The 26,291-nt window shown below is 62.7% G+C and carries 28 protein-coding genes; 10 read left to right on the top strand and 18 right to left on the bottom strand.

Annotation, left to right across the window (positions count from 1 at the left end):
- On the bottom strand, positions 1 to 477 hold the full coding sequence (locus tag EY713_RS14135) for a nucleoside deaminase (RefSeq protein ID WP_131115848.1): 477 nt from the start codon (positions 475 to 477) through the stop codon (positions 1 to 3).
- A gap of 45 nt (positions 478 to 522) precedes the next feature.
- Complete coding sequence (locus EY713_RS14130; protein WP_131115846.1) at positions 523 to 963, bottom strand: VOC family protein; 441 nt, start codon at positions 961 to 963, stop codon at positions 523 to 525.
- Between the two features lie 369 nt (positions 964 to 1,332).
- Between EY713_RS14130 and EY713_RS14125 the strand changes: the two genes are divergently transcribed.
- The gene (locus EY713_RS14125; RefSeq protein WP_177525405.1) at positions 1,333 to 1,713 is read left to right on the top strand and encodes a hypothetical protein; all 381 of its coding nucleotides are present in this window, start codon (positions 1,333 to 1,335) and stop codon (positions 1,711 to 1,713) included.
- Between the two features lie 54 nt (positions 1,714 to 1,767).
- Here the strand turns inward: EY713_RS14125 and EY713_RS14120 are convergent, their stop codons facing one another.
- Complete coding sequence (locus EY713_RS14120; protein ID WP_131115842.1) at positions 1,768 to 2,556, bottom strand: tRNA1(Val) (adenine(37)-N6)-methyltransferase; 789 nt, start codon at positions 2,554 to 2,556, stop codon at positions 1,768 to 1,770.
- Positions 2,549 to 2,773, bottom strand: a complete 225-nt coding sequence (locus tag EY713_RS14115) for a putative signal transducing protein (protein WP_131115840.1) — start codon at positions 2,771 to 2,773, stop codon at positions 2,549 to 2,551. Before EY713_RS14115 ends, EY713_RS14120 begins: the two co-directional genes overlap by 8 nt.
- 282 nt (positions 2,774 to 3,055) lie before the next feature.
- Here EY713_RS14115 and EY713_RS14110 point away from each other — a divergent pair, with 282 nt between their 5' ends.
- Positions 3,056 to 4,069, top strand: coding sequence for a polyprenyl synthetase family protein (locus tag EY713_RS14110; RefSeq protein ID WP_170314080.1), 1,014 nt, complete (start codon positions 3,056 to 3,058; stop codon positions 4,067 to 4,069).
- Positions 4,070 to 4,151: 82 nt separating this feature from the next.
- Here the strand turns inward: EY713_RS14110 and EY713_RS14105 are convergent, their stop codons facing one another.
- The 7 genes from EY713_RS14105 to EY713_RS14075 all read right to left on the bottom strand — a co-directional run bounded on the left by EY713_RS14105 (position 4,152) and on the right by EY713_RS14075 (position 13,256).
- Positions 4,152 to 5,018: a 4-(cytidine 5'-diphospho)-2-C-methyl-D-erythritol kinase gene (locus EY713_RS14105; RefSeq protein ID WP_131119730.1), complete on the bottom strand. Its 867-nt coding sequence runs from the start codon at positions 5,016 to 5,018 to the stop codon at positions 4,152 to 4,154.
- 73 nt (positions 5,019 to 5,091) lie between these two features.
- Positions 5,092 to 6,891 carry a chloride channel protein gene (locus tag EY713_RS14100; protein WP_131115838.1) on the bottom strand — a complete coding sequence of 600 codons (1,800 nt, stop codon included), beginning with the start codon at positions 6,889 to 6,891 and terminating at the stop codon, positions 5,092 to 5,094.
- 86 nt (positions 6,892 to 6,977) lie between these two features.
- Positions 6,978 to 7,862, bottom strand: a complete 885-nt coding sequence (locus EY713_RS14095; protein ID WP_131115836.1) for an MBL fold metallo-hydrolase — start codon at positions 7,860 to 7,862, stop codon at positions 6,978 to 6,980.
- Between the two features lie 72 nt (positions 7,863 to 7,934).
- Positions 7,935 to 8,846: a DMT family transporter gene (locus EY713_RS14090; RefSeq protein ID WP_131115834.1), complete on the bottom strand. Its 912-nt coding sequence runs from the start codon at positions 8,844 to 8,846 to the stop codon at positions 7,935 to 7,937.
- A 210-nt stretch (positions 8,847 to 9,056) separates the two neighbouring features.
- Positions 9,057 to 9,371, bottom strand: coding sequence for a virulence factor (locus EY713_RS14085; RefSeq protein WP_131115832.1), 315 nt, complete (start codon positions 9,369 to 9,371; stop codon positions 9,057 to 9,059).
- 22 nt (positions 9,372 to 9,393) lie between these two features.
- A complete protein-coding gene (locus EY713_RS14080) occupies positions 9,394 to 11,907 on the bottom strand; it encodes a GcvT family protein (RefSeq protein WP_131115830.1) in 2,514 nt (837 codons plus the stop codon).
- 185 nt (positions 11,908 to 12,092) lie between these two features.
- Positions 12,093 to 13,256 (bottom strand): OpgC family protein, encoded by a 1,164-nt coding sequence (locus tag EY713_RS14075; protein WP_131115828.1) that lies wholly within the window; start codon positions 13,254 to 13,256, stop codon positions 12,093 to 12,095.
- Between the two features lie 129 nt (positions 13,257 to 13,385).
- Between EY713_RS14075 and EY713_RS14070 the strand changes: the two genes are divergently transcribed.
- On the top strand, positions 13,386 to 14,396 hold the full coding sequence (locus EY713_RS14070) for an alpha/beta hydrolase (protein ID WP_131115826.1): 1,011 nt from the start codon (positions 13,386 to 13,388) through the stop codon (positions 14,394 to 14,396).
- 5 nt (positions 14,397 to 14,401) lie between these two features.
- Positions 14,402 to 15,202 (top strand): S1 family peptidase, encoded by an 801-nt coding sequence (locus EY713_RS14065; protein ID WP_131115824.1) that lies wholly within the window; start codon positions 14,402 to 14,404, stop codon positions 15,200 to 15,202.
- 21 nt (positions 15,203 to 15,223) lie between these two features.
- Here the strand turns inward: EY713_RS14065 and EY713_RS14060 are convergent, their stop codons facing one another.
- Positions 15,224 to 15,772: a YcgN family cysteine cluster protein gene (locus EY713_RS14060; protein WP_131115822.1), complete on the bottom strand. Its 549-nt coding sequence runs from the start codon at positions 15,770 to 15,772 to the stop codon at positions 15,224 to 15,226.
- 183 nt (positions 15,773 to 15,955) lie between these two features.
- Between EY713_RS14060 and EY713_RS14055 the strand changes: the two genes are divergently transcribed.
- From EY713_RS14055 to EY713_RS14045, 3 genes are read left to right on the top strand one after another with little or no spacing between them, the layout of a single operon-like run.
- Complete coding sequence (locus tag EY713_RS14055; RefSeq protein ID WP_131115820.1) at positions 15,956 to 18,175, top strand: transglycosylase domain-containing protein; 2,220 nt, start codon at positions 15,956 to 15,958, stop codon at positions 18,173 to 18,175.
- A 49-nt stretch (positions 18,176 to 18,224) separates the two neighbouring features.
- Positions 18,225 to 18,833, top strand: a complete 609-nt coding sequence (locus tag EY713_RS14050; protein WP_131115818.1) for a DUF1214 domain-containing protein — start codon at positions 18,225 to 18,227, stop codon at positions 18,831 to 18,833.
- Positions 18,824 to 19,426 carry a hypothetical protein gene (locus EY713_RS14045; protein WP_131115816.1) on the top strand — a complete coding sequence of 201 codons (603 nt, stop codon included), beginning with the start codon at positions 18,824 to 18,826 and terminating at the stop codon, positions 19,424 to 19,426. Before EY713_RS14050 ends, EY713_RS14045 begins: the two co-directional genes overlap by 10 nt.
- Positions 19,427 to 19,463: 37 nt before the next feature.
- Here the strand turns inward: EY713_RS14045 and EY713_RS14040 are convergent, their stop codons facing one another.
- Entirely contained in the window at positions 19,464 to 19,703 is a 240-nt protein-coding gene (locus EY713_RS14040; protein ID WP_131115814.1) for a hypothetical protein, read from the bottom strand.
- Between the two features lie 205 nt (positions 19,704 to 19,908).
- Between EY713_RS14040 and EY713_RS14035 the strand changes: the two genes are divergently transcribed.
- Positions 19,909 to 21,030, top strand: coding sequence for a DUF2336 domain-containing protein (locus EY713_RS14035; protein ID WP_131115812.1), 1,122 nt, complete (start codon positions 19,909 to 19,911; stop codon positions 21,028 to 21,030).
- Positions 21,031 to 21,049: 19 nt separating this feature from the next.
- Here the strand turns inward: EY713_RS14035 and EY713_RS14030 are convergent, their stop codons facing one another.
- The 4 genes from EY713_RS14030 to EY713_RS14015 all read right to left on the bottom strand — a co-directional run bounded on the left by EY713_RS14030 (position 21,050) and on the right by EY713_RS14015 (position 24,614).
- On the bottom strand, positions 21,050 to 21,400 hold the full coding sequence (locus tag EY713_RS14030; RefSeq protein ID WP_131115810.1) for a DUF1491 family protein: 351 nt from the start codon (positions 21,398 to 21,400) through the stop codon (positions 21,050 to 21,052).
- The gene (locus EY713_RS14025) at positions 21,401 to 22,036 is read right to left on the bottom strand and encodes a hypothetical protein (protein ID WP_131115808.1); all 636 of its coding nucleotides are present in this window, start codon (positions 22,034 to 22,036) and stop codon (positions 21,401 to 21,403) included.
- Positions 22,029 to 23,870 carry a PAS domain-containing sensor histidine kinase gene (locus EY713_RS14020; RefSeq protein ID WP_131115806.1) on the bottom strand — a complete coding sequence of 614 codons (1,842 nt, stop codon included), beginning with the start codon at positions 23,868 to 23,870 and terminating at the stop codon, positions 22,029 to 22,031. The genes EY713_RS14025 and EY713_RS14020 overlap by 8 nt, the downstream gene beginning before the upstream one ends.
- Positions 23,871 to 24,014: 144 nt before the next feature.
- A complete protein-coding gene (locus EY713_RS14015) occupies positions 24,015 to 24,614 on the bottom strand; it encodes a hypothetical protein (RefSeq protein ID WP_131115804.1) in 600 nt (199 codons plus the stop codon).
- 99 nt (positions 24,615 to 24,713) lie between these two features.
- Between EY713_RS14015 and EY713_RS14010 the strand changes: the two genes are divergently transcribed.
- Together EY713_RS14010 and EY713_RS14005 are read left to right on the top strand one after the other, a co-directional pair.
- A complete protein-coding gene (locus EY713_RS14010) occupies positions 24,714 to 25,088 on the top strand; it encodes a hypothetical protein (protein WP_131115802.1) in 375 nt (124 codons plus the stop codon).
- Positions 25,089 to 25,211: 123 nt separating this feature from the next.
- Positions 25,212 to 25,652, top strand: coding sequence for a SufE family protein (locus EY713_RS14005; protein ID WP_131115800.1), 441 nt, complete (start codon positions 25,212 to 25,214; stop codon positions 25,650 to 25,652).
- Positions 25,653 to 25,662: 10 nt separating this feature from the next.
- Here the strand turns inward: EY713_RS14005 and EY713_RS14000 are convergent, their stop codons facing one another.
- Positions 25,663 to 26,097, bottom strand: a complete 435-nt coding sequence (locus EY713_RS14000) for a Ros/MucR family transcriptional regulator (protein ID WP_131115798.1) — start codon at positions 26,095 to 26,097, stop codon at positions 25,663 to 25,665.
- Positions 26,098 to 26,291 lie beyond the last annotated feature (194 nt).

The following is a 26,291-nucleotide window of genomic DNA, read 5'->3' as shown; positions in this document are numbered from 1 at the left end:
CTAGTACTCCACCTTATCGCTTTTGGCCGCCCAAGCGTCGAACACCGCCCTGGCTTCCGGAGACACCACATGTTCGGTCGGGAGCGACCGGTCCGCAGCGTCTTTCGGCACCTCATCATAGAGAAAGGCATCGTCGAAGCCGATTGCAGCGGCTTCGTGCCGCGTATTGGCATAGACGAGCCGCTCCATGCGTGCCCAATAGATGGCCGACAGGCACATCGGACAGGGTTCGCAGCTTGAAAAGATCGTTGCGCCGTCGAGCGAGAACGAACCGACCGCCTCGCAGGCGCGCCGGATCGCGATGATCTCCGCATGCGCCGTCGGATCGTTTGACGACGTCACCGCATTCCAGCCTTCTCCGATCACGACCCCGTCGCGCACGATGACGGCCCCAAAGGGACCACCGCGGCCCTGCTCCATATTGGATTTCGACAAAGCCACGGCTTGCAGCAGAAAATCGTGATCGGACGCCATCATCTTACCCGCAGAGAGTCGTTGACCCTCGCGAACCGCAAGAGCTTGCTACCATTCTCCTGTATTCTTCATGGACAGCCAAGGCTCGGCAGGCGCGAGCGGGCCACCTTTTTGCAGAAGCTCGAGCGAGATGTTGTCGGGCGAGCGCACGAAGGCCATGTGGCCGTCGCGCGGCGGGCGATTGATCGTGACACCGGCCTTCATGAGGCGATCGCAGAGATCGTAGATATTATCGACCTCGTAGGCGAGATGGCCGAAGTTCCGGCCGCCCGAATAGCTTTCCGGGTCCCAGTTGTAGGTGAGTTCGAGCAGGGGTGCCTGATGCGCCCGCCCCGCTTCGACATCATCGCTCGAAGCGAGAAACACCAGCGTGAAGCGGCCTTTCTCATTCTCGATACGGCGGGTCTCGGTCATGCCAAGCTGTCCGCAAAAGAACGCCAGGGTCTTGTCGAGATCCGCGACGCGGACCATTGTGTGAAGATAGCGCATGATGCTCCTAGGTGCTGGCTGCGGTTGCGACAGCCGGAATAGTCAATCTAGGCCGCCGTCCACAGCCTTCTACAGGCGCAGACACGATGGCCCAACCATCAAACGTCCGACGTCGCTTTCGGATCGATCCTCACGCCGTCGGCATATTATGACGGACGGCCTGCTCGCCTTGATCGGCAAGATGAATGGTAGATGAACGCAAGATGAACACAAGCTTAGTTGCTGGCCTGTGTCGAACGTCCCCTAGACTTCAAGACATCGCGGAACCATACATCAGAATGGGCGTTGTTTTTGAGAAATAGACAGTTTGGACATCACACAATGATTGATTTCAAAGCAAACATTCGCAAAGCAGGATTAGTCGGCGCAATGGCTCTGACGCTTGTCGGCGGCTCCCTCGCGTCAGTGCAGCCGGCTGCGGCATTTGGCGGTCACGGCTTCGGAGGCGGCGGTTTCGGCGGCGGCGGTGTCTTCCGTCATGGCGGCGGGTTCCACGGCGGCTACGGTGGCTATCGCGGCGGCGGTTATGGCTATCGCGGTGGATATGGTGGTTACGGGCATCGCGGCTATGGTGGTTACGGCTACGGGCTAGCAGGCTTCGGCCTCGGACTTGGTCTCGGATCCGTCTACGGCGGGTACGGCGCCTACGGGCCAGGGTATTATGGCGCCGGTTACGGCGGTTACGGCTACGGCGGTTGCCTCCGCCGGGTCTACGATTATTACGGCCCGCACCTCGTTCGCGTTTGCTGAACGTCGATCAAACATTAACGTGAAAGCCGGCCCTCGTTAGCCGGCTTTTTTTGGTCACATCAACGACAGAGGCTCACCGCGATGCACGGCAGCGGCCGCCGGCGTGAAGGCACCACCAACGCCGTGAAGAACAAAGCGATCGGCTATTGTCAGCGGTGCTCGACTGCCGCGCGTGCCCATCATCAAAATTCTAATGGCTGGATCGCCGGCTCGCGCATGGATCGGCATGATGCGGATCTCGCCAAGTCGGCCCGTAGCGGCGGCGAGCAGGTAGGGTAAAGCTTCGGGGCGATGAATCATCAGCAATCGGCCATGCGGACCGAGCAGGGAAAGCGCGGCTCGCAACCAGTGTCCATGGCCATCATGTTGCTCGCCCGGCCCTGCATCGAGCACATGGGCAGCAGCCTTTCCCGGATGGGGCGACACACGAGAGCGACCGGCTAAAAAAAAGGGCGGATTGGTGATCACAAGATCCGCCTTATCGCGAAGCGTGCCCCGCGTGGCACCGTCGAACAAATCCGCTTCCAGAACCCTCAGCCGATCGCCCATATCGTTCAGCGCGACGTTGCGACGCGCCAGATCGGCCACCACGGGACCACGCTCGAGCAAAAGTCCGGTCGTGTCCGGTTGCCTAAGCGCCACGAGCAATCCCACCGTACCGACACCAGATCCGACATCGACGAATGTGCCTTGGCCGAGATCCGGCGCGGCAGCAGCCAAGAGGATCGCGTCGGTTCCGGCCTTGTGTCCGACGCAGGGCTGATAGACGGACAAGCGACCATCGAGAAGCGCCGTGAGCGTGATGTCGGGGGCGCCGCCCAGGTCCTGGCCGACCTCACCCATGTTTAAGCTCTTGACCAAGACCGGCATCCCGCAACAAGCGCCGCGCCTGGTCGATCTGGTCGTCGGCCACTAAAATCCGGCGTTGCAGAAAACCGCTCGAGCCTTCCATGGAACTCATATGCTGGTCGGCCACGAAGTAGCCGATCCGATCGTCCGTAAACATCGCCTCGATTAGCGAGATCAAAATCAGATCGTTGGTCCGGAGCAGTTCGATCATCAGGGTGGACAGCTTTCGATATGACCAAACGGAAGGATCGCGTCGATCCTCGCCGACTTTGCCGCGTTGCATCGCTCACTGCAAAGCCCATCTCGATCATGTCAGCCGCCAATAGCGTGAATGTTGCGGCATCGAGATCACAGCTTTATGGTCCGCGCGCTTCCCAGCAGGTCATAACATCGGTACTGACTGGGTGGATCAGTGGGCAGGCTTGGCGGTCGCGGGATCGCTTTGCGGCGTGACGTCAAACCGATCCTGCTCTCATGGCAAGGAACATCACCTTTGGGTCTGGTCATACCTCTTGAAGAGCCGGCAAGCGGCGGCGAGCTCAATCTGCTGGTGTCGCTCGTGGATGCCGATATGCAGCGCGTCAATCAAACCATCCTGGCGCGGACCGGCTCCAGCGTCACGATGATCCCGGAAGTCGCCAATCACCTCATCAGCTCGGGTGGCAAGCGCCTTCGCCCGATGATGACGCTGGCGACCGCTGGCCTGTGTGCCCATACGGGTAACGATCATATCAAGCTCGCAGCCGCCGTGGAGTTCATGCATACGGCGACGTTGCTGCATGACGACGTCGTCGATCAGAGCGATCTTCGTCGCGGTAAACTCGCGGCTCGCATGCTTTGGGGCAACGAGGCGAGCGTGCTGGTGGGTGACTTCCTCCTGGGGCAAGCCTTCAAGATGATGGTGGAGGTTGGGTCGCTGCCGTGTCTCGACGTGTTGTCGTCCGCCGCCACCGTGATCGCGGAGGGTGAGGTCATGCAACTCTCGGCCGCCAAGGACACGAGCACCACCGAAGACGATTATCTCGCCGTGATCCGAGCCAAGACGGCGGCGCTCTTCGCCGCTGCCTGCGAGGTCGGTCCGATTTTGGCCGGCCGTTCCAAGCCGGAGATTGCCGCTTGCCGTGCCTATGGGATGAACCTTGGGATTGCGTTCCAGTTGATCGACGATGCGCTGGACTATGGCGGATCGAGCATCAAGCTTGGGAAGAATGTCGGCGACGACTTCCGCGAAGGTAAGATCACGCTCCCGGTCGTGCTCTCGTTTCGGCGGGGATCGGAGCAGGAGCGAAGCTTCTGGCGTCGTTGCCTCGAAGACGGAAAGATCGAGGACGGCGATCTCGCCGTCGCGATGTCGACCATGCGGAAACACCGGGCCATCGAGGACACGATCGAACGCGCGCGACATTACGGCGCAATGGCCCAGGACGCGCTCGAGCTGTTCCCACAATCTGACTTCAAGACCGCACTCGGCGGCGTGATCGACTTCTGCATCGCCCGCACGCACTGAGGAAACGCCAACGTCGGAGGCGGTGGGCGGTTTGCCCGCCGTCGATCCGACCGATGCGTGAGGCGACGAGTTGCCGAAAGCCTCAGCGCAAAACCGTCGACTTGACCCACCACCCCGGATGGTCGCGTCGAACGGTCCGCGCAGCTCGCGACGCGGCACGACAATCATCGAAGATCGCAAAACAGGTGGTGCCGGAGCCGGACATGCGTGTCAGACGGCAGCCTATTGCTGCGCCGAGGACGGCCAACACGTCGGAAATCACGGGCGCCAGCACGCTGGCGGCATCCTCCATGTCGTTCCGGCTCTTTCGGAGTAACCCGAACAGATGATCGCCGGTCGGGCGGTCACCAACGTCCGGATGGGCCGGCATCCCATGATCTTGACCCGGCTGAAGCCCCATGCGGCCGAAGACATGGCGCGTTTCCAGACCAATACCCGGATTGACCAGGACGGCTGCGAGCGGCTGAAGCCGGAGAGGCGGCCCAAGCCGTTCGCCCGTCCCGCGCATCATCCGGGCGCGCGGATCGAGGCAGACCGGCACGTCGGCGCCGGTCGCGCGGGCAGCGGCGAAGAGGCGTTCGTCATCGGCTGGCATGGCATTGGCCTCGGCCAACAATCGTAAAGCAGCAGCCGCATCGGACGATCCGCCACCGATCCCAGCCGCGACGGGCAGCCGCTTCGTCAATCGAAAGGCTCCCAGCGTCAGATCCGGCACAAGCTCGCGCAACGCTCGCGCTGCCCGAAGCACGAGATTATCGCCGCCGATTGCCGCGGCCGCCGCTGTCGGGCCAGATGTCTCGAGCGTCAGATCCGGACCGGGTTCAAGCGACAGGAGATCCCCCGCGCCGGCGAATGCCACCAGGCTTTCGAGGTCGTGATATCCATCCTCGCGCCGTCGCACGATATGCAGCGACAGATTGATCTTCGCGGGCGCTCTGGCGGTCAAAATCATGCGCGTTCTTCAACCGAACAGCGGTCCGGGGTCAAGCCATGATGGAACCTTTCCAGCCTGACGAGCAGCCTCAGGTGGTGACATTATCGGGGTTCTGTCGCTCGAGTTCCTCGCCGTAGCGCCGCAACGCATGCGCTTCGCTCAGGATGCCGATCACCTTGAGCGTCGCTTCATGATCGACCACAACCAGCGCATCGGCCTCGTAGGTCTCAAATCGGCTGAGCGCCTCGCGCACCGTCATCCACGGATAGAGAACATGCTCCTGATGCCGCACGATCACGCTGATCGGCCGGTCGGCCGCCTCGGGAGAGGTGTAGAGATCGTCTAGGAGAACGAGACCCGCATATCGACCCTGCGGATCGAGCCCGACAATCTGCTTGGCGCTGCCGAGCGGAAAACGCGTCCGGGCTGCGGTCAACAGCGTATCGGCCGGCAGGGTGCTGACTTCCGTTCGCATCAGCTTGCGAACCGCAAGATCGCGCATCCAACCGACATCATGCGGCCCACGGATGGCCTCACCGCGCAGATGAAAGCGCCAGGTCGCGAATGAATAGCCGAACAACTCCCGCACGATGACGGACGAGATCGTGGCCGCGATCAGGGCCGCGATCGTGATGGAAAAATTCCCGGTCGTCTCAAGCGCCAGCGCCGTCATCGTGACCGGCGCGCCGATCACGCCCGTCCCCAGCGCCGCCATGCCGGTGAGCGCCGCAAGGTCAGGGTCGAAGGCAAGATCAGGATTGAGCAGCCAGCCGCCATCGGCATAGAGCCGCCCGACCAGGGCGCCGAGCAGGAGCGACGCATAAAACAGGCCGCCGCGAAAACCGGCCCCGAGAGAGATCGCGGAAGCGAGGCCTTTCATGATGATGATCGTGACCAGCATCATCGGGCCGATCGACGCCACCAGATCCCGCTCCATTGCGCCATGTCCGGCACCGAGCACTTGTGGCGTGATCAACCCAAGCAAGCCAACCAGAGCGCCACCGACGATCGTGCGTGACCAGACCGGCAGGTTGGACCGGCGGAACAGATAGTCGGAGGCTGACACCGCCAACATCAGAACGATCCCGACCAGAGCGCAGATCACCGAAATAGCGACCACATGAATCAGATCCTGCGGGCTCACGGCCTGAAGAGACCCGGGCTTGATCAAGAATTCCGGCGACGACAGACCCTGGTTGACGAGATTGGCCACGAGCGCGCTGGCGGCCACGGGCGCGAGCGTGCCGACCGTGTAGGTGCCGAGCACAACCTCGAAGGCATAAAATGCTCCGGCCAGCGGAGCACCGAAGGCCGCCGAGATCGCGGCCCCTGCCCCGCAAGCGACCAGCAGGCGCAGATCGGCCCGGCGAGCCGCCAAATTGAGGCCGAATCGGGACGCGACGGCCGCGCAAATTTGCGCGTAACCTGCTTCCAGCCCGACCGATGCGCCAAAGCCGCAGGACGCCATCGTTTGCGCCGTCACGAGCAAGCTTCCAGTCAGCGAGAGCCGTCCGCCATAGAGCGCATTGGCCTCGATCGCATCCGCGAGGCGACCGCCCATGCGTTGCCCGACCAAGGCCAGCAACGCCAGCACGCCGCCGCCGAGGGTCGGCATGAGCAGAATACGCCAGACCGGCAGATCCTCGGTCGCGCTCAGCCGGGACTCGATCGGCATGGAGAACAGCAGAACGTGCATGGATTGCACGCCCCAGCTGATGAACGAGACGAGGCAGCCGCTCACCAGCCCGATTACGAGACTGACGAGAACGAGACCGGCCTCGCGCGAGCGGACGAAGTTGCGGAGAGCCGGCGGAAACAACAAGCCGCGCAGGAACCGGCCGACACTCGGCTGGGTCGTGGCGTCGGGATCCTGAAACGGGTCTGACAATCGCTGTCTCCAGCGGACCAACAAACCTCAGACGTCCCGTGTCACCTTCCGCGTGTCAATGCCGGATGCGGACAACTCAGCGCTGGTCAGCCCGCAACGGCGTTCGCGAGGACCATTTTTGGTGTAAAAACCAATGACTGTCCCTCGCGCGCCACGAAAGACCCCGGTGACGCCGCCGCGATCTCGGCCTCGATCGCATCGAGATCATTATCATTGTGCAACGGATAATGATGAAACGCGGCCATCCGGCTCACGCCGGCCGCCTTGCACAAGGCGAGCCCAGCATTCCACGTCGAATGACCCCAGCCCTTGAACATCGCATATTCGGCGGTGGTATACATCGAATCGTAGATCACGAGGTCCGCCCCCTTGCAGAAGCGGACCAGATGAGATGCGGGCCAGGGGTCGGTATGCTCGATGTCGGAGATGTAGCAAACCCTCCGGCCGCCATGATCGAAGCGATAGCCGGTCGCACCGCCAGGATGGAACAACGGGCAGGTCGCGATCTCGGCATCGCCAAACCGCAACGTCTCCCCCGCCTTGAAGCCGAAATGTTCGAAACGGGTTGGGAAAGCCGCCAGCGTCACGGGAAACAGCGGCGGCGAGAACATCGCATCCAGCGCATTCTGAGCGCTCTCGCCTCCGAGGTTTCCGCAATATGTGCGGATGCCGCAATGGCCCGCGAGTGCCGGCGCGAAGAACGGAAAGCCCGAGACGTGATCGTGATGCAGGTGGCTGAACAGAATGTCGATGCGGGACGGCACGTTGCCCATCAGCGCGTCACCCGCCTTGATGAAGCCCGAGCCAGCATCGACGATGAACATGCGATCGCCGAGCCGGATCTCGACGCAAGACGTGTTGCCGCCGAAGCGCGCGAATTCCGTTCCGGTCGCCGGAAACGAGCCACGTGCACCCCAGAATCGAACCGTCAGGTTGCCGACGGACGGATCGTCAACTGCAGGAGCGAACATCGGCGGGACCGCAACAAACGTCATCCCACCTATTGTGTCAGAAAACTTGCGACGAATGTCAAATGATTGGCGTCATGCCAGAGCCGGACGCCGCAAAGCCCCGCGTAATTCCGGCCACATATGCCAAAGCAGCGCGGCCGCAACGATCGTTCCGCCGACGATCGAGGCTAAACCGGGGTTTTCGCCAAACACCAGCCACACGATGACCGGGCCGATCGCCGTATCGGAAATGCCGATCAAGGCTGCCTCGGCCGATGGGATCAAACGGGCGCCTCGCATGAACAGCCAAATCGCGACCCCAATCGTGAGAATGCCAAACAGCGCCAGCATCACCAGCGAAAAAAGCCCCACCGCCTCATTGGGTCCGAATGTGAAACCGATACAGGCGGCCAGCAAAATGCCAAGCGTGTTGGCCGGCGTCATCGAGATCGTCGGATGACGTCGAGCCAGGACGAGCGCCATCGCAAATGTGACGTTCATGAACAAGGTCAAAGCGGCGCCGAGGAGCCGGCCGTCGCTTGGCGCGCTGGCCCCAATCATCACCCCGACCCCAAGCAGCGCGACCGAACTCGCGACAAGCGTCCGAGAGCTCGGTTTCTCGCCCGACCAGAGCCACGCCACGACCGCGGTCACAAAGGGCGTCGTCGCATAGACGATCATAACATCTGCCACGGTGGTGAGCGTCAGCGCGAAAATATAGGCACTGGTTCCAAGAGCCGTCAGCGGGACGAGAAGCAGATGAGGCCCACTGACCGCATAGTCGCGAAGGCTGAACCGTTTGCGTTCAGCCGCGACCACCAACACCATGAACATGGCGCCGAACAACGATCGCCAGGCCAGCAGCGTCCAGGCATCGACATGGACCACGCGGGCGAAGAAGCCGGCGGTGGCGTAAAGCGCACCGGCCGAGAACACCAGCACCATACCGCGGCGCCGCAGGCTCGCGGCCGACGGCAGTCCCGGAAGCGCTGAATGATCGACCAAGACCCCACCCTCTCGACCGCCGGAGGGCGACCATGTCCCGCAACATCACAGGCGCCAGAATCATCTGGCGCTCTGCGACAGCGCATAGGTCTGGGATATCGGCTGGGATTGCGACGCTCAACTCAGCTTTGCTGCACGATTGAGCAATGAAATCTTTTTTCGGCGGTTACGCCGGAAGCAGGCGATCGGACGCTTGGAGGCGGGACGAATCTAACGGAGGGTCAGAGGTCTGCTATGCCCCGCCGCAGCCGACAGCTCCGCCAGCATCTTGCCATCGTAGTTACGTTCGATTTCGTCGATCGCGTCCCGGGCAGCGGCCTCAAGATCATCGCTGCAGCGGCGAGCCGCACTCTCGCGCCATTGCGACGGATCATCGTCGATCCCCGCCGGACCCTCTCGCGAGGCCGCACGTCCGATCGCATCCGAAAAGCGCTTTGGCAAATCGCGCGTGATCGTGCGCAAGCCGTCGCGCACGATGACTTGGGCCGGAATGTCGCGCCATGACAGGACGTAAAGATCGGCCATGGGCGATCCTCGCTCCTCTGCGTCAGCCGCGCAAGACGGCGTTGTCCGGATCGAAGGGGCTTTCTGGAATGACGACCGCGCGGCGGCGCTCTCCCAGGATCGTGATCTCGACCTCAGTCCCCGGAGTTCCGAGATCAGGGCGTACCATCGCGAGCGCGAGGGATTTGCCGACGCGCCAGCCATAGCCACCCGATGTCGTGCGGCCGACGAGCGTGTCTCCGACATAAAGAGGCTCCGACCCGCGCGCATCCGCATCGGTCACACCAAAGACTTCGAGCGTCACGGTCTTGTTCGGCAGGCCGGCCTCACGACGCTTCATCAGAGCGTCACGGCCGAGGAAGTCCGCCTTCTTGGCGTCGATGAACCGATCGAGACCGGACTCATAGGCCGCATATTCGATCGATAATTCACGCGGGATCAGCTTGTAGGATTTCTCCAGCCGCATGGCATCCATGGCCCGCAAGCCGAACGGCTTGATGCCGAAATCCGCGCCCGCCGCCATGACCTGATCGAAGATGTAGTTCTGCATCTCGATCGAATGGTGCAGCTCGTAGCCGAGCTCCCCCTCGAAATTGACCCGGAGTGCGAGAAGACCAGCCGCGCCGACGCTGAGGTGCTGGGCCGTCAGCCACGGGAAGGCGGCGTTTGACATGTCGGCATCGGCGATCCGCTGCATCAGGGCGCGCGATTGCGGGCCGGCCAATACCAGAACGCCATATTGCGTGGTGGTCTTGTCGATGCGGACGCTGCCGTCGATCGGCAGCAGCTTGGTCAGCGTATCGTAATCATGCTCCTCGAGCGCGCCGGCCGAAACCAGATAGAACCGCTCCGGGCCGATGCGGGTCAGCGTGAACTCCGACCGAACGCCGCCGTTTTTGGTCAACAGATAGGTTAGTGTGACCCGGTTGAGCGCCTTGGGAATCCGGTTCGTCAGGATCCGGTCGAGCCATGCCTCGGCGCCGCGTCCGGAAATCTCGAATTTGGCGAAGGCTGACATGTCCTGGAGGCCGACGCGCTCGTGGATCGCGCGGCATTCCTGCCCGACGAAATCGAAATAGTTCGAGCGGCGAAAGCTCCACTTTTCGACCGGCCGCTTGCTGTCGATCGCCGGCGGATGGTTTTCGTTCAGCAGCACGTCTGGCTTGGCGAGATCCGCCTCGCTGAGCGCATAGCCGGGCGGCGCGAACCAATTCGGCCGCTCCCACCCGAAGGTCGATCCGAACACGGCCCCAAGGTCGCGCATGCGGCTATAGCAAGGCGTTTGCCGCAGAGGACGGGCGGTATCGCGCTCCTCATCCGGATAATGCGTCGTGAAGACCTTGGCATAGGCCTCCTCGTTGCGTTCAATCAGATACCCCTTCGAGGCGTATCGGCCGTAGCGGCGCGGGTCCACGCCCATCATGTCGACGGTCGGCTCACCCTCGACGATCCATTCGGCCAGTTGCCAGCCGGCCCCACCGGCGGCCGTGACGCCAAACGAATGGCCTTCATTGAGCCAGAAGTTCGGCACACCCGGCGCCGGCCCCACGATCGGGTTGCCGTCCGGCGTGTAGGCGATCGCACCGTTATAGATCTTCTTGATGCCGACTTCCCCGAAGGCCGGAACGCGCTCGATCGCGGTTTCGACATAGGGCATCAGCCGCTCGAGATCTTCTTGGAAAAGCTCGTATTCGCTCGCGGCCGACGGACCCTCGACATAACAGGCCGGAGCGCCCTTCTCGTAGGGGCCGAGCAGCAAACCGCCCGCTTCCTCGCGCATGTACCAGGAGCTATCGGATTCGCGGAGCACGCCCATTTCGGGCAAGCCCTGGCGCTTTCGTTCCTGAATGGCGGGATGCGGCTCGGTGACGATATATTGATGCTCGACCGGGATCACCGGCACATTGAGGCCGACCATGCGGCCGGTCTGCCGCGCGAAATTGCCGCTGGCCGAGACGATATGCTCGCAGAGGATATCGCCCTTGTCGGTTTTCACCTTCCACTCGCCGGAGGTCGTGCGCTCGATGCCGAGCACGGTCGTGTTGCGGTTGATTTCGCCGCCGCCGCTCCGCGCGCCTCTCGCCAGCGCCTGCGTTAGATCGGCCGGCTGGATGTAGCCATCCTGCGGATGCTGCATGGCGCCGAGCACGCCATCGATGTTGCAGAGGGGCCAGATCTCCTTCAATTCGTCCGGCGTCAGGAATTTGACGTCGATGCCACCGATCGTCCTCGAGATTCCGGCGTAATATTTATATTCGTCGAGCCGGTCTTTTGTGCGCGCGAGGCGAATGTTGGACACTTGCCGGAAGCCGACCGCCTGCCCCGTCTCGGCTTCGAGCCCGCGATAGAGATTGACCGAATATTTATGGATTTGGCCAACCGAATAGCTGACGTTGAACAAGGGGAGCAGGCCCGCGGCATGCCAAGTCGAGCCGGACGTTAATTCCTTCCGCTCGACCAGAACGCTGTCGCTCCAGCCTTTCTTGACGAGGTGATAGAGTGTGGACACCCCGACCACGCCTCCGCCGATCACGACGACACGCGCTTGCGTTCTCAAATCCCTGCCTCCACCTCGGCCAGAACAAGAGGCATCGACCGCTCGCGGTGCATGACCTCTGTTCGTCTGTCATCTGATACATCGGCGTCATCGGGGTCGCCGTCTCACGATGCAACGACGTCGGCTATCGCGAAACCGCCGTCGATCTTGAATTCAGTCGGATCCACGACAGGCAAGCAGGCAGGTCAACGCCGCGGCGAGAGGCCGGCCAAAAGCGGGATCGTGCCATCTCGCCGGCCATCCAGCAGCATCGCACAGCCGTAGAGGAGCCCAAGGCCACCCCCGATCAGCAGCGTGTCGAGCAGAACGGAATGGCCGAGCGACTGTGCCAACACCTGCCCGACGGCAGCCAGCACCGATAGGATCGCGAACGACCAGAGGCCACTTCGCCCGATTGAACACAGCGGCCTGAACCAGGCCGCATGGCGCATGTTGTGAGCTAATCCGATTCCATAAACCACATAGGCCAGGGCGAAAAAGTGGACAATGCGCCCTGCGCCAAGCGTCGTCTTGCCGAGATCGGCCCTCTCGCGGGCCAGATCCATCAGGCCGGGCCAGAACGACAACCCGTCCGTGGCACAAAAGGCCGCCGCGAGCACCAAGCCGCCCGCCACGAGCATCACGAGACGGTTGCGCGGCACGGCACCATCGCGAAGACTGAGACCCACAGCGAGGCCGACCGCCATCATGAGTTGCCAAGAGAAGGGATCGAAGAACCAATCGCCCTTCATGGGCCAACTCGGGACGTTCAACCCGGCCACACGCGACAGCAGGTAGACCGCGAGCGAAGCAGCCAACATCAGCAGCCGATTGCGCTTGGCCAGCCAGAACATGGCGGGCGTCATGGCGAGCATCAGCACGTAGAGCGGCAGAATGTTGAAATAACCGAGCTGGTGGCCGAGCGAGAATAGTCCGATCAGCGCTGAAAATGGATCGTCGATGAAAAGATCGCGGCCATGCTCTTGCATCAGCGTCGAATTTTGCGCCAGGGCGGCGCCGGAGGCGAAGATCGCAAGGCCCGCGAGCGACAGCAGAATGTGAACGGCGTAAAGCTTCACGGCGCGCCGTGCGAGGCTGACGAGCACGAGGCCCTGCCCCCCATTGAGGAACTTGGAACCGTAAGCCAGCGAAAGAGACAAGCCGGAAATGAAGACGAAGGCTTCAGACGAGTCAGAAAAGCCATAATTTCGATATGTGAAACGCTCGAAGAGGTTTCCTGGCACGTGATTGATAAAGATTGTGCATAAGATGAATCCTCGCCAGAAGTCGATGTCGTCGCGACGGCCGCCTGATCCTTGCGTGGATCGCGGCCCCTGCGACGGCATGCCCTCCGGCTCGATGTCATTCATTCGTGAAACTCCGTACCTACTGAGTCGAAGTCACTGTGATCCTGATATGCAGCGTCCTTGTGGCGCTGTTCTACACATAGAAATTTGGAGCCGCTTGGCCAGCCGGCCAGCTCCGTACCGGAAAAGTCGATGTCCATAACTCGGGTTTCGAAACGCCTCATCGATCTTGCCCTCGCCGTGCTGGTCCTCGGTGCCGTGGCGCTTCCCGCGATCGCTGGGACGCTACAGCCTTTTCATTATCACTGCGCTGCTCTCAGCAAGGATCAGACCGCGCAAGTCTATGTGCCGTCGGGTCAGCGTCCAGCGACGGGCTGGCCGGTCCTCTTCCTGCTCCACGGGTTGAACGGAGCCGGCAGTGATTGGGAGACGCTGGGCAACATTTCGGCGACCCTCGATGATTTGATTGCCCAGAAGCGCATTCGGCCCGTGCTGGTCGTGATGCCGGACGCGGGTAATTCCTGGTACGTCGACTCGGGCGCAATCGGCGGCCCCGGCGACTACGCGACCGCGATCGGACGCGACCTGCCAAGGGCCGTGGATGCCGCGTGGCCGGTCGCCAAAGACAGGCTTCACCGCGCCATCGCGGGTGTCTCGATGGGCGGCTATGGGGCCTTGCGCTTCGCTTTGTCGGACCCGGATCGATATGGCGCGGTCGCGGCCCTCTCTCCAGCCATCTGGCAGAACATCCCCCTCCCGGCCGACGAGGCATCGGCCATGAACGCGGGATCGGCCCCACCCCCGCCGCATGATCGCGCGCCAGCCATCGCTTATTTTCAAAAGGTCGATCCGGCGACCGTCACGATCGGGGTCGATCTCCCGCCGGACGGCGCGCACTTCGGCGGCGCGTTCGGCACACCCTTCAATCCGAAGCGCTTCAATGCCTCGAACGTATTCACCCTGCTGAACAAAGCGATCGATACGGGCAAGCTCTTGCCCGCCATCTATCTGTCGGTCGGCGATGACGACAGCCATCTTTTATGGCGAGGATCGATCGCGTTTTTCGAAACCATGCAGATGAACCGCCTCGACGTGGATTTCCGCGTCATGGATGGCGACCACAATTGGGCGCTGTGGAAAAAATCGATCGTCGATGCGCTCATCTTCGTCGATGGAAGCTTCGGCAAAGTGTCGGCACGCTGATCCGCATGCGGTCGTTTCTTCCCAAGTCGTCGAACCGGCCGAGGCTGATCGCTGCGGGCCACCTGTTTGGCGCCGCCGTGATGGCGTCGTTTTTCGTCATCGCTGGCGCCGCACCGGCCAGCGCGATCGTTGGGCCCTCCACCGAGGGATCGAGCATCGCGCCGCATGTCGTCATGGTCCTGAGCCTGAAAGGTCGCATCGCTGGCTATTGCTCCGGGCTCGTGGTGGCACAGAATGCGGTGCTGACTGCGGCGCATTGCGTCCCACCCGGCGCAGCCGCGAAGGTGCATTTCCGCGACACATCCGATGCGCCTGTCCTGCTCGACACCGCTGAGATCCGCCGGAATTCCGGCTACCGAGCCGATGCGATCAAGACGCGCGAACGATCGATCGATCTGGCTTTGATCCGGCTGCCTGCACCGCTCCCGGACCGCTTCCGTCCGGCGATCTTCGGTGGTGGTCCCTCGGCCGCGATCGGCACGCGCTACAGGCTCGCCGGTTTCGGCCTGACCCGCGAGGGCGATGCGACGAGCTCCGGACAGCTGCGGCTCGCGACGGTGACGACCAGGGCACCGCTGTCGACGCTGCTTCTCTGGGCCGAGGATCCAGACCATCGCGGCCTCGGCGCCTGCACGGGTGACTCGGGCGGACCCGTCTTCGCAGCCGACAGCGATGTCGTCGCGGCCCTGATGGTATGGTCTGCTGGCCGGGGTTCGGCGCAATGCGGAGACCTCACGCAGGCGATCTGGCTCTCCCCCCAGAAGGGCTGGATCAACGCCGTTCTGGCAGAGTGGACGGCGCGCTGACCGCGCCGAACCGGGTGGCCGTTAAGGGAGCTTGCCCCCGGGGCGCTTCGCGCCGGCGGCCATCGCCTTTTTGCGAGCGCGGGCCGGCACTTTGGTCGGCCATGCCACGATATATCCGGGAAGATCGTCGATCTGGACCTCATCTTCCGACGCCGCGACTTTGCCGCGCACCGAGACGCCGGCCTCATCGACCGTTTCGGCACGGCCAGAGACCAGGGGATGCCACCACATCAGATCGCGGCCTTCGGCCACGAGCCGATAGGCACAGGTGGGTGGCAACCATCCGATCGTCCGCACGATCTCAGGTGTCAGCTTCACACAATCCGGGATCTTGCTTTGCCGATTCGGGTAATCGGAACATTGGCACGTGGCCTTGGAGAGCAGCGCGCAGGAAATTTCGGTGAAATATACCTCACGGGTGTCTTCGTCTTCAAGCTTCACAAGGCAGCAGCGTCCGCAGCCGTCGCAGAGGCTCTCCCATTCCGGGGTGGTCATCACCTCGAGAGGCTTGCGCCAAAAGGGTTCAGCCTCCGTGGTCGCGGGCGCAATTTCGTCCTGTTGGTCGCTCATATGATCGATATGGTAAGTCGTCCCGTGACGACGATGTGGCATAAGGCGAACGGGCAATCGCACAGTCGGTCGCCCGCCGCTCCGATGCGGACTTGCGCTTTCCGTCTTCAAGCGTCAAGAGGACGTTCGGGCGGGAACCGACGCGTGCCATGGACGATCGACGGCAGGCGGGAGTATTGACGCGTGTTGCAAAGCTTCCGGACGTCGACTTTCGGCAAAAGGGTGGCGCGTGCGCTGTTGTCGGTTGATGCTTGGTTCGACTCCACCATCTATGCCGGCGGCGAAAGCTCGAAGACGGCCTATGCCGATTTCTCGGCTTTCATGGACAGGTTCCATGTCAGCGGCATCCGACGGCTTGCGGTCGAGCTCTCCTGCGAGGCGCTGACGCTCGGGCTCGGCGGCGCGATCGTGGCTCTCATCCTCGCGGTTCCGGCGTTCCAGGATACCACGGACGATTGGCTGAAGAAGCAGGATCTAGCCGTCACGTTCCTCGACCGGAACGGGGCCGAGATTGGGCGGCGGGGCATTTTGCACGATGACGGCGTTCCACTCGAAAGCATGCCGGCCTTTTTGACCGAAGCCGTGTTGGCGACCGAGGATCGGCGTTTCTACGAGCATTTCGGCATCGACATCATCGGCACTATGCGGGCCCTGACCGTGAATGCGCGCTCGTCCGGCGTCGTGCAGGGCGGCTCCTCGATCACGCAACAGCTCGCAAAGAACCTCTTTTTATCGAACCAGCGCACCATTGAGCGAAAGATCCGCGAGGCCTATCTGGCGGTTTGGCTGGAATTCCACCTGACCAAAAAGCAGATCCTGCAGCTCTACCTCGATCGCGTCTACATGGGCGGGGGCACCTTCGGGATTCAGGCCGCTTCGGAATTCTATTTCGGCAAGTCGGTTCGCGACGTTTCGCTCGCTGAAGCCGCGATGCTGGCCGGCCTGTTCAAGGCGCCGACTAAATATGCGCCCCACATCAACCTGCCGGCGGCCCGCGCCCGCGCCTATGACGTATTGAGCAATCTCGTCGACGCAGGCTACATGACCGAAGGCGAGGTCCGCTCGGCGCGTGAAAATCCGGCCACCCCGGTCGACCGCACCCGCGATGTGTCGCCTGATTGGTACCTCGATTACGCCTATGACGAAGTTCGTCGCCTTGTCGCGGACGACAAGCTTGGCGACACTCGCGTGTTCACGGTCCGCACCGCAATCGATATGGATCTGCAGAAAAAGGCGGAAGCCACGATCGAGGATGAGCTACGGCAGAATGGCCCGTCCTATCACGCCAAGCAGAGCGCGGCCGTCATCGTGGATCTCGATGGCGCGGTCCATGCGATGGTGGGCGGGCGGGACTATGGCGCCAGCCAATTCAATCGCGCCACCGATGCACAGCGCCAGCCCGGCTCATCGTTCAAGCCGTTCGTCTACCTCACGGCGCTGATGACGGGGCGGTTTAAGCCATCCACGATCGTGGTCGATGGACCCGTCTGCATCGGCAATTGGTGCGTTCACAATTACGAGAACCGCTACGCCGGCGCACTTCCGCTGGTCAACGCGCTCGCTCATTCGCTCAACACCATCGCGGTGAAACTGTCGATTGCGATCGGCAACGGCAATGCCAAGATCGGGCGGGCCAAGATCGTCGAAAACGCTCATAAATTGGGCCTGACGACACCGCTCAACGATACGGTGTCGCTGCCGGTTGGGGCCGATGAAGTGACCGTCGTCGACATGGCGTCGGCCTATGCGGCTTTCGCCAATGGCGGGAAGCGCGTGCCGCCCTATGCTGCGATCGAAATCCGCAACGGCCTCGGCGATCTCGTCTACCGGCACGACCGGGATGGGCCGAAGCCCGAGCAGGTCGTTCCGGCCACCGATATCGCGACCCTGAACACGATGTTGACCCATGTCGTGACCGAGGGAACGGGGACACGCGCGCGGCTCGACAATGTCACGGTCGCGGGAAAGACCGGCACGACGAACAGCTACCACGATGCGTGGTTCTGCGGATTCACCGGCAATTACGTCGGCGCCGTCTGGTTCGGCAACGACGATTACACCTCCATGAACAAGATGACGGGTGGAACCCTTCCGGCCATGACCTGGCACGACATCATGGCCTTCGCCCACCAAGGGATCGAAACCAAACCGCCCTTCGGCGTCGAGGACGTCCGCAAACCCCTACCCGTGGCGTCGCAGCCTCAAGGCGACGCGCCGAGCCAAGCGGATGCCACGGCGCGGACCGCGACCCTCTCGCGACACTCCGCCAGCATCATCATGGAAATCGGCGCCTTGATGCGGTCGGCTGGGCAACAGCGGTCGGCTGGCGATACACTCGACGTCGCCTCGGGCTCGAGCGATCTCGCGGGCCAAGCCAGTGCGGCCAGGACAGGGTTGCAATAGGCTTGGCGACGACGCAGACCATCCCCCATTTCTTTTGTCCAGCCACTCGATGCTAGGCTCTCGTCTGGCGCGGCTCGTCAAGTTCGTCCTAGCCGTGGCGGGCGGCACGGCCCTGGGTCTCGGTGCAACCTATGTGGCCTGCATCGGCCAACCCGTGGTGGGAGCCGTGCACAGCGGCGTCTGGACCGCATGGCCGGCGGCCGGCTCGACCCAACCCGATCCCTATGCCAAGGCGATTTTCGCCAAACACGGACGCATCCCGCTCGCGGCCGCTTCGGGGCTTCAATTCCTCGCCACCACGGATCAGGATGGAGCGGCCCTGACGGCGCGCTGCACCTACAGCGTCGCAGGACCAACGCCGGTCGCGCAATTCTGGACGCTGACGCTGCTCGACCCGCGCGGCGGCCTGCCGGACCAATCGCCGACGCCACCACTGGTCCGCGCCGGGTTTACGTCGGCCGAGCTCCTTCGTGGGGCAGATGGAGGCTTCACGATCAAGGTCGCCCGAGCGGCGCGGCCCGGCAACTGGCTGCCCGCACCGGCGACAGGACGTTTCATCCTGATGCTGAGTTTTTACGACACGCCGCCGAGCGCAGCCTTGCTGGGCGGTGGCCCGGTTCCTGCGTTGCCGACCGTGGTCAAGACCGCATGCGATTAGCTCCCTCTGCCAACAACGCCGGACCGTGGCAAGTCCGCGTGCTGGACGCTCTCTTCTACGCTGGCGTGGCGGTGCTCGTGGCCGGCATCGTTCATATCGCGTCCCTGCTGCTGCTTCCGCGATGGAGCAAGGCTGATGGCTTTGCGAAGGTCGTGGCCATCACGGCTGCGCCGCTTCGCACCCATCTCGCGTCGCCGGTCGACGACGCCCAATTTGGCTTTCGTGATCCGGCGATCGCGTCGGCCTTTTGTCGCTATGATCTGACGGCCGGCCCGGTCCACATCAGCCTCGAGGTGGCCGACACCGACTTCGTCAGTGTCTCGGTGCATGGACGCCACGGTCGCGCGCTTTACGCTCTGACGAACCGCTCGGCGTCGCATGGTGTGCTGGCGTTCACGCTGGCGACGGACGATCAGATTGCCGCACTCGACGCTCGCGAGACTGACGATGAGCCGAGCCAAGAGCTTCGCGTGTCGGTCCCCGAGCCCAAAGGTTTTGTGGAGGCTCAAGCTTTGGCGACCGCGCCGAGCCAACGCGCGGCAGCCGAGCGACAAGCTGCCGCCCTTATCTGCGCGGCCGCCACGCCGAAGTAGCGCGAGGCTGAACCGCCCCAGGCCTGCTTGAAACCGCTCAGGCCTGCTTGCGGTCGATCCGGCCGGACGGCGCAAGGTCAATCACAGCCTGATCCCGCGTCTCGACAACGTGGGCCATAGGACGCTCCTGATCAGGCTCGTCCCGGACATATCGAACCCCCGTGAAGAACAAAATGCTGGCCTCCTGACGGATGCTGGCCTCCTGACGGATGCTGGCGTCGTCGTTCAAAGCCGTTGAGCCGACCCGTCCCGGCTGGAATGCGATTACGTTCGTCATACGTCAACTCCCCGCCACCAGGGCCTGCGGCCTACCTGATCATTGCCTCGCTCTCCCCGAATGAAGCGATGGCACTCGCTTTGCTGAACCCGTGATCAGCATCTGCGCGAGGCTCCATTACGGTTTTCGAAGGTTAATGTTGCGTCAATGAACATTGGGTAGTTTGCGGGGTCCGATCAATTCATTGTTCATGAGGCTTTCGCGTATGCCGGCCATCGACGATCTTCCCGTCGCTCTTGAAAGGCTCGTGGCTCTCGGACAATCCCCCGACGTGAACATCCGGCCCGTGCTGCTGCGTGTCGTCGTCGACATGTTCGTGCGGAAGCAGCATCACGCTCCCGAGGATCTAAAACAGTTCGTCACCATCGTGTCGCACCTCCTCGACAACGCCGATGGCGAGGCAAGGCTGATCGTCGCCGAAAAACTATCGCGCCACCCGGCCACGCCGCGCGCGCTTCTCGACCGATTCATCGCCGAGCAAGGCCGGATCGCCCTGCAGGTCTATGAGCATGCGGTCCTCGACGACGAAACGCTAACGGCCGCCGCCACATGGGGGACGACCGACGTCGCGGCCGGCGTCGCGGGACGGCGGGCCTTGACGTCGAGAACGATCGCGGCCCTGGCGGAGCGGCCGGAAGCCGTCGTGCTGTGTCGGCTCGCAGCGAACCGGTCGGTGACGCTGGATCGAGCGGTCTTCCAGCATCTCGTGCGGCGCGCAAAGGCCGATCCAGACAGCGCGTTGGGCCAGCTTCTCGCCCTGCGCGAGAGCGACCCGATCGACCTTGCGCCGTTATTCTCGATCGTCGACACCGATCGTCGACACGCCATCATCGAAGCGGCACGGCGGCTTGATCTCGGCAAGCGGCAATGGGGCCGGCTCGATGGAACAACCGCCGCCAGCCTCGCCCATATGGACCGGCTGGTCATGTGCGGCGAACGGGATGCTTTCGAGAGTTCGCTCAGTCGCGCGCTCGGAAGCGAGGGGACGTCTCTTCTGACTCTCATGCATGAGGAAGGCGGCGAAGTCCTGGCGCTGGCTCTGGCGGCTGTCGGGGCCTCCCCCGAGATGGCGGCTCGCGTCTTCATCCTTGGGGATCCACGCATCGGCCGGTCGGTCGGCAAGGTGCGCGCGCTCACCCGGATCGTCGAGATCGTGTCGCCCAACGCTGCGCGACGGCTGATCGCCGCGATGGCGAGCGGGACCGAGCCGCTTCGCCGCACCGCACCGAGCACAGCAGCGGCGACAAACCGCATCGAACAAGGACCTCTCGAGGCTGCTCCGATCCGTCGCGACACCCCTGTCCCGCAGGCGCGGCGGACGGCTTAACCTCGAGAACCGACGCGCCTCAGGTCTCGTCGAGGTCGAGGAACGAGCGTCCCGTCCGGTCCTCGACTTCGACGATCCAAAGATCCGGGTCGAAGCGGATCTGGCTCTTCAGGCGAATTTCCGCGTCGATCACAGCGATCGCATCCTCCGTATGGGCGCGCGCGAACAAGCGATCGATGCCGCGTTCGGCGAAGGCGGTCTGTGGTGCGGGCGCATAAAGCGTCGCGGTGCCGTCCAGCCGGTCGACCTTGACCATGATGGCGCCTGCCTCTGCGGCTCCGCGCCGCCGCAACATCGCCACCACGCCCTCGCTGGAGCAGCGCCTGATATAAGCGCCGACCCAAAAATCCGACCGGAGCCGCTCCGACATTTAGTTTTCGACCGAGACGGCTGGTGTCGCCTTCGGCTTCGCCGCAGCTGTCTTCACGGCTGGATTATGCTGCCCTGGGCGCATCTTCGGCTTGTGGGTTTCTGCCAATTTGCCGTTAACAGCCGGCTTGGCCGCACCCGGATGAATCGACGCGCTACGCGGGATCGACGCCGTGCCGTGAGGATCGGCCTGTGGCTTCTCACGGAGAAATTGCGCGATGCCATCCTTCGGTTTCGCGGCGGGCGCAATAACCTGACGCACCGGAGCCGGAACCGCATGCGGCGACGGGGCAGCCGCATCCGAAACCGGCGCGTCGGCGAGGTTTGGCTGTGGCGCGGCAGCCTGCACGCGAACCGGCGGTAGAATCGTTGGATGCGGCGCGCTTGCGACCGAGGGGACGGAGCCGAACAGAGGCGCCGGATGCCGGCCCTTCTGGAACACCACCGCGTTCAGCACGATCCCGACCATGATGGCCGCGAAGCCGGCGCTCGCGATCCCCGTGATGGCTTGCGGGCGGATGCGCCGCAGTTTCGACCGGAACGAACTCGCCTTCGAGGCACGAGCGGATGTCCCGCCCTTGCCGGAGGCCTTGCGGGGTCGAGACGCCCCAAGATCGGACATGGTGGCTTCACGCAATTTTCTGCACCTTCGGGAGATCGGTCATGACGGCCGACACGGGGGATTTCGCGTAGCGCGGAACGGTTTCGATCGTGGCGGCGCCGAGGCCTGCGCCCACAATCCGGCAATCGAGGGGCAAGCGAACGGAGACGCGGGTTCCCTCCCCGAGCGCGCTCTCGACCGCGATGGTGCCACCATGCAGACCGACGAGGCCACGCACGACCGACAGGCCGAGTCCGGTTCCCTCATAAGGACGATCGTAGCCGGACTTCGCCTGGAAAAACGCGTTGCCCAACCGGGCCAGGTCGCGCGCCGCAATGCCGATCCCGGTATCGGCCACGACGATCAGCACCGATGTGCCTTGCGGCTTGGCCGTGATCGTCACCTGACCGCCGCGCGGCGTGAACTTCAAAGCGTTGGACAGAAGATTGATCACGATCTGCCGGCAGGCGCGTTGGTCCGCGACGATCGCACCGCTGAAGCCCGACGTGTCCTGCGCGATCGAGACGCCGGCCTGCTCGGCCTTCAGCCCGATCATGTCGGAACAGGTGCGAATTAGATCGGCGACGTCGAACGCCTCGGGCTCGAGATCGAAGCGACCCGCTTCGATTTTCGAAATGTCGAGCAGCGAATTGACGACCGACAGGAGATGATGACCCGAGGTCGTGATGATGCCGGCATATTCCCGCTGCTTCCGTGGATCGCGCGGCGTCAAGGCCTCGCTGGATAGCATTTCGGAGAAACCGATGATGGCATTGAGCGGGGTACGGAGTTCATGGCTGACATTGGCGAGGAAACCATCCTTCCAGCTATTGGCACGCTCGGCCTCGGCGCGCGCTTGCTGGATCGTCTGCTCGTGCTGAACCTGCGCCGTGATGTCCCGCACGATCGCGATGATGCTTGGATCGGCCGGGCTCGCGGCCTGCTCGCACGTGTCGGAGCGCCGTGCGCGGACCTCGATCCAGGCGAAGACCGGCGTGTCGCGTCGGGCAGCATCGCCATCCACCAACGATGTGCGTAAGCGCAAGCGCGCAGACACATTGCCGCCGAAAGTGCCGGCATCGCTGAACAGCTTCAGAAAGGCGGGGCGATCAGCGACATGCACCCGCTCGAAGAACCCGCGGCCGAGAAGGTCGCGCGGTCGGATGCCGAAAAGTTGTTCGGCTTCGCGGCTGGCCATCAAGACGCCGCCAGCCCGATCGTACCGAAGCAGGAGATCGCCGATCGCTTCGGACAATACTTTGTAACGCTGCTCACCGAGACCGTGCAGCCGATCGCGCAAACGCTGGAGCGACGACGCCACCAGCGCCAGCACGATGCAATAGGCCAGCGCCGGACCGACGATGATCGCGTCGGTGACGGGAATATCGGCACCGAGATCGGCCACAGCCCCCGATCGAGCCGCGATCGCAAGCCCCAACCCGACCAGCGCGGTACCGATCAGAGCGAAACGAACGAGGCGCGGATCGGACCCAAATGTCGCCTCGAGCGGGATCAGAAGAAGCAACGCATAGGCGCCATAGAGACTGAGACCGCCGGCGAAACAAGCCGTGACCGCAAAGCCGGCCCAGGTGATCAGGCACGCCACTTCCGCCTGCCTTAAACGGCCGGTTCTCGAAACGTAGCCCACGGCCACCAAGGGCAGCGTCAGCCACGCCAGCACGAGCGCATCCCACAGGGTCGGGACATGGCCGGACGCGAGGCCGATTGGGACCATGACGATGGCGGCGAGGAACAGGCCAAGGCGGGTGGCGATGAAAGAGCCATGCCGCACACGCTCGACCTCGGAAGCGCGAGCGTCGGGATGGACGAGCCGGTCGATATGATTCAGCAAGCTCAATAGAACGGTCACGCCACGCTCCGCACGCCACGTGCAATCGACGCTGCGTCTTGAGAGCACTATGGGGGGCCGGCCTTAAGCGAACCCTAAATACAACCGCGAGACGGCGAGCAAACGCAAGTAATGCGACGATCCGGTAGTGTCTCGGTGTGCAATTTATCCGATGCGCTCGTCGAAATTGACCGGATTGCCATCGACGTCAGTGATGGTTGCGCTTTCGCCCGTCTCCACGAAGCGCATGCCGTTCGGATCCAGGGGTTTTACCACGTACTCCGCAAGAAAGCTCGCTAGCGGCTTTGAGATCGACGGGTAGCTCCAGTAACGATCCCACTTGGGAGCGGAGCCATGGCGATTTTCAACCCAAGCGAAAAGATGATCGTGCGGAACCAGAAACCACTCGCGAGCGACCTCCGCATTGTATCTTGTTGATGGGAACAGCATCCAAAGATCGCGGCCGCCATAGCGCCGTTCGTCAACGACGGGCCGGCCCTTGAGCTGAACACCGCGAAGCTCACCGGTCAGGAGCGCAGTCTCAGCCGGGACGCGGATAACCAAATCCTCGCCTTCAATATCTGCCTCTGGCCGATAGACTCGATACCCTGCCCTGATCAGCAGAGCCGTCGCCTCAGCGCGGTTCGCGGCCTCGGTGATGGCTTGACTGAAGCGGGCTTGGTCAGTGTTCATAATTCGATCTTGCACTGACTTAGCCGACCAACCAACAGAAACACCACTCGCATCGCGACGCCAATCTCGCATCTCGATCTCCCGCCGTTAAGGTTAAGGAAGCGATACGGCTTCCCGAACCATTCGACTCAAAGGTTTGAGGAGACCTTTGGCCGCTTCGTTTATTGATGAGTGACGCAACCGACCATCGGCATGCTGCGGAGCGCCTGTTTCATGTTTTTCCTCGTTCGTTCGGCGATCTGCATCGGGATCGTCGTGTCGCTCCTGCCGAACGCACCCCGGCCCTCCGACGTGGTCGCTACATCGGCGAGCGAGGCCGGCCAGTTTGCGGCGAGGTCGCTCGATCGCGCGTGTCGCGTCGCACCTGCCGCCTGCGCCGGATGGGTGACCGGGACGATCATCCCCGAATCGATGGGCGCCGCGGCGAGAGCCCTGGCGACGGGCGCGATCCGCACGTCGTCCCGCGATACGTTGACGGCGTCCGACCGCCAGCGCGGATGGGCCGGTCCTGTGCTGACGGCCCGAAACGAAAGCGCGGTGCGCTAATCGGACGGTGGTGATCCTGCCGACGCAACCCTATGTTCCGTGAAGGTACCAGGACGGTCAGTACGCTGCTGCGAACCGACCAGGCTGCCGACAGAACGAGACGCGACCGATAGTTGGATCGATATGCCGAGCATTGACGACATCGAACAGAACTTCGCCTTCATCGACGATTGGGAAGAACGCTATCGCTACGTGATCGAGCTTGGGCGCGACCTTGACCCGCTCCCCACGGACGCGCATTCCGAAGCCAACCGCGTGAAAGGCTGCGCCAGTCAGGTTTGGCTCGAGACCGCCGTGGGCCACGAGGGCGATGCGCCGATTTTGACGTTTCGGGGCGATAGCGACGCCCACATCGTCAAAGGTCTCATCGCCATCACCTTGGCGCTCTATTCGGGCCGGGCCGCGCGCGATATTCTCGCCCTCGACGCCGCAGAGGTCTATGCTCGTCTCGGTCTGACCGAACATTTAACCCCGCAGCGATCGAATGGCGTGCGGGCCATGGTGGACCGCATCAAGCGCGATGCGGCTCAGGCGCTTGGCGCCGAAGCAGCCGTTCACCATTAAGGTCAGCGGCTCAGCGGTTCTTCAAGCGACGCTGTTGACCGAGACCCATTTCCTTGGCGAGTTGCGACCGCTCCCGCGCATAAGCGGGCGCGACCATCGGATAATCCGAGGGGAGGTTCCACTTGGCGCGATAATCTTCCGGCGACATTTCGTAATGCGTGCGAAGATGCCGCTTGAGCGATTTGAACTTCTTCCCGTCTTCGAGGCAGATCAGGTAATCCGGTGTAATCGACCGCCTAATCGAAACCGCGGGTCTCAAGACCTCCGGTTGCAGCGGCGTCGATACATCAGGCGTCCCAAGTCTTCGCAGCGCCGTATGCACGACAGAGATGACGTTAGGTAATTCACTCGCTTGAACAGCATTATTGCTGACATATGCGGAAATTATATCTGCGGCGAGGAGCAAGACTTCGCCAGAATCAGGCTTTCCTGTCACGGGAAACATCTCTTGCGGTATTGGGAAAGACAAAGGTTAGGCATTGCGATCCATAAAATTGATCGAACAACTTTTGCGATATCGCCGGTAATCGCTAACAAGTCAATGAAGCTGATCGCGGCTTCAAGCCGCCCGTCGTTCTGCTGGCAAAGGATCCCGAACCAGATTGCCTTGTCGGCTCAGATCACAGGCATTAGCTACCT

This window comes from Lichenihabitans psoromatis (assembly GCF_004323635.1).
GTDB lineage: Bacteria > Pseudomonadota > Alphaproteobacteria > Rhizobiales > Beijerinckiaceae > Lichenihabitans > Lichenihabitans psoromatis.
Note: the sequence above shows the minus strand (reverse complement) of the source record. Positions and strands in the feature narration are given on the sequence as shown.

Bases quoted from the DNA above. Each gene is read 5' to 3' on its own strand.
- EY713_RS14135 (WP_131115848.1), bottom strand. From the start codon at position 477: ATGATGGCGTCCGATCACGATTTTCTGCTGCAAGCCGTGGCTTTGTCG.
- EY713_RS14130 (WP_131115846.1), bottom strand. From the start codon at position 963: ATGCGCTATCTTCACACAATGGTCCGCGTCGCGGATCTCGACAAGACC.
- EY713_RS14125 (WP_177525405.1), top strand. From the start codon at position 1,333: ATGGCTCTGACGCTTGTCGGCGGCTCCCTCGCGTCAGTGCAGCCGGCT.
- EY713_RS14120 (WP_131115842.1), bottom strand. From the start codon at position 2,556: ATGGGTGAGGTCGGCCAGGACCTGGGCGGCGCCCCCGACATCACGCTC.
- EY713_RS14115 (WP_131115840.1), bottom strand. From the start codon at position 2,773: ATGATCGAACTGCTCCGGACCAACGATCTGATTTTGATCTCGCTAATC.
- EY713_RS14095 (WP_131115836.1), bottom strand. From the start codon at position 7,862: ATGTTCGCTCCTGCAGTTGACGATCCGTCCGTCGGCAACCTGACGGTT.
- EY713_RS14085 (WP_131115832.1), bottom strand. From the start codon at position 9,371: ATGGCCGATCTTTACGTCCTGTCATGGCGCGACATTCCGGCCCAAGTC.
- EY713_RS14075 (WP_131115828.1), bottom strand. From the start codon at position 13,256: ATGAATGACATCGAGCCGGAGGGCATGCCGTCGCAGGGGCCGCGATCC.
- EY713_RS14070 (WP_131115826.1), top strand. From the start codon at position 13,386: ATGTCCATAACTCGGGTTTCGAAACGCCTCATCGATCTTGCCCTCGCC.
- EY713_RS14065 (WP_131115824.1), top strand. From the start codon at position 14,402: ATGCGGTCGTTTCTTCCCAAGTCGTCGAACCGGCCGAGGCTGATCGCT.
- EY713_RS14060 (WP_131115822.1), bottom strand. From the start codon at position 15,772: ATGAGCGACCAACAGGACGAAATTGCGCCCGCGACCACGGAGGCTGAA.
- EY713_RS14050 (WP_131115818.1), top strand. From the start codon at position 18,225: ATGCTAGGCTCTCGTCTGGCGCGGCTCGTCAAGTTCGTCCTAGCCGTG.
- EY713_RS14045 (WP_131115816.1), top strand. From the start codon at position 18,824: ATGCGATTAGCTCCCTCTGCCAACAACGCCGGACCGTGGCAAGTCCGC.
- EY713_RS14040 (WP_131115814.1), bottom strand. From the start codon at position 19,703: ATGACGAACGTAATCGCATTCCAGCCGGGACGGGTCGGCTCAACGGCT.
- EY713_RS14035 (WP_131115812.1), top strand. From the start codon at position 19,909: ATGCCGGCCATCGACGATCTTCCCGTCGCTCTTGAAAGGCTCGTGGCT.
- EY713_RS14030 (WP_131115810.1), bottom strand. From the start codon at position 21,400: ATGTCGGAGCGGCTCCGGTCGGATTTTTGGGTCGGCGCTTATATCAGG.
- EY713_RS14015 (WP_131115804.1), bottom strand. From the start codon at position 24,614: ATGCGAGATTGGCGTCGCGATGCGAGTGGTGTTTCTGTTGGTTGGTCG.
- EY713_RS14005 (WP_131115800.1), top strand. From the start codon at position 25,212: ATGCCGAGCATTGACGACATCGAACAGAACTTCGCCTTCATCGACGAT.
- EY713_RS14000 (WP_131115798.1), bottom strand. From the start codon at position 26,097: ATGTTTCCCGTGACAGGAAAGCCTGATTCTGGCGAAGTCTTGCTCCTC.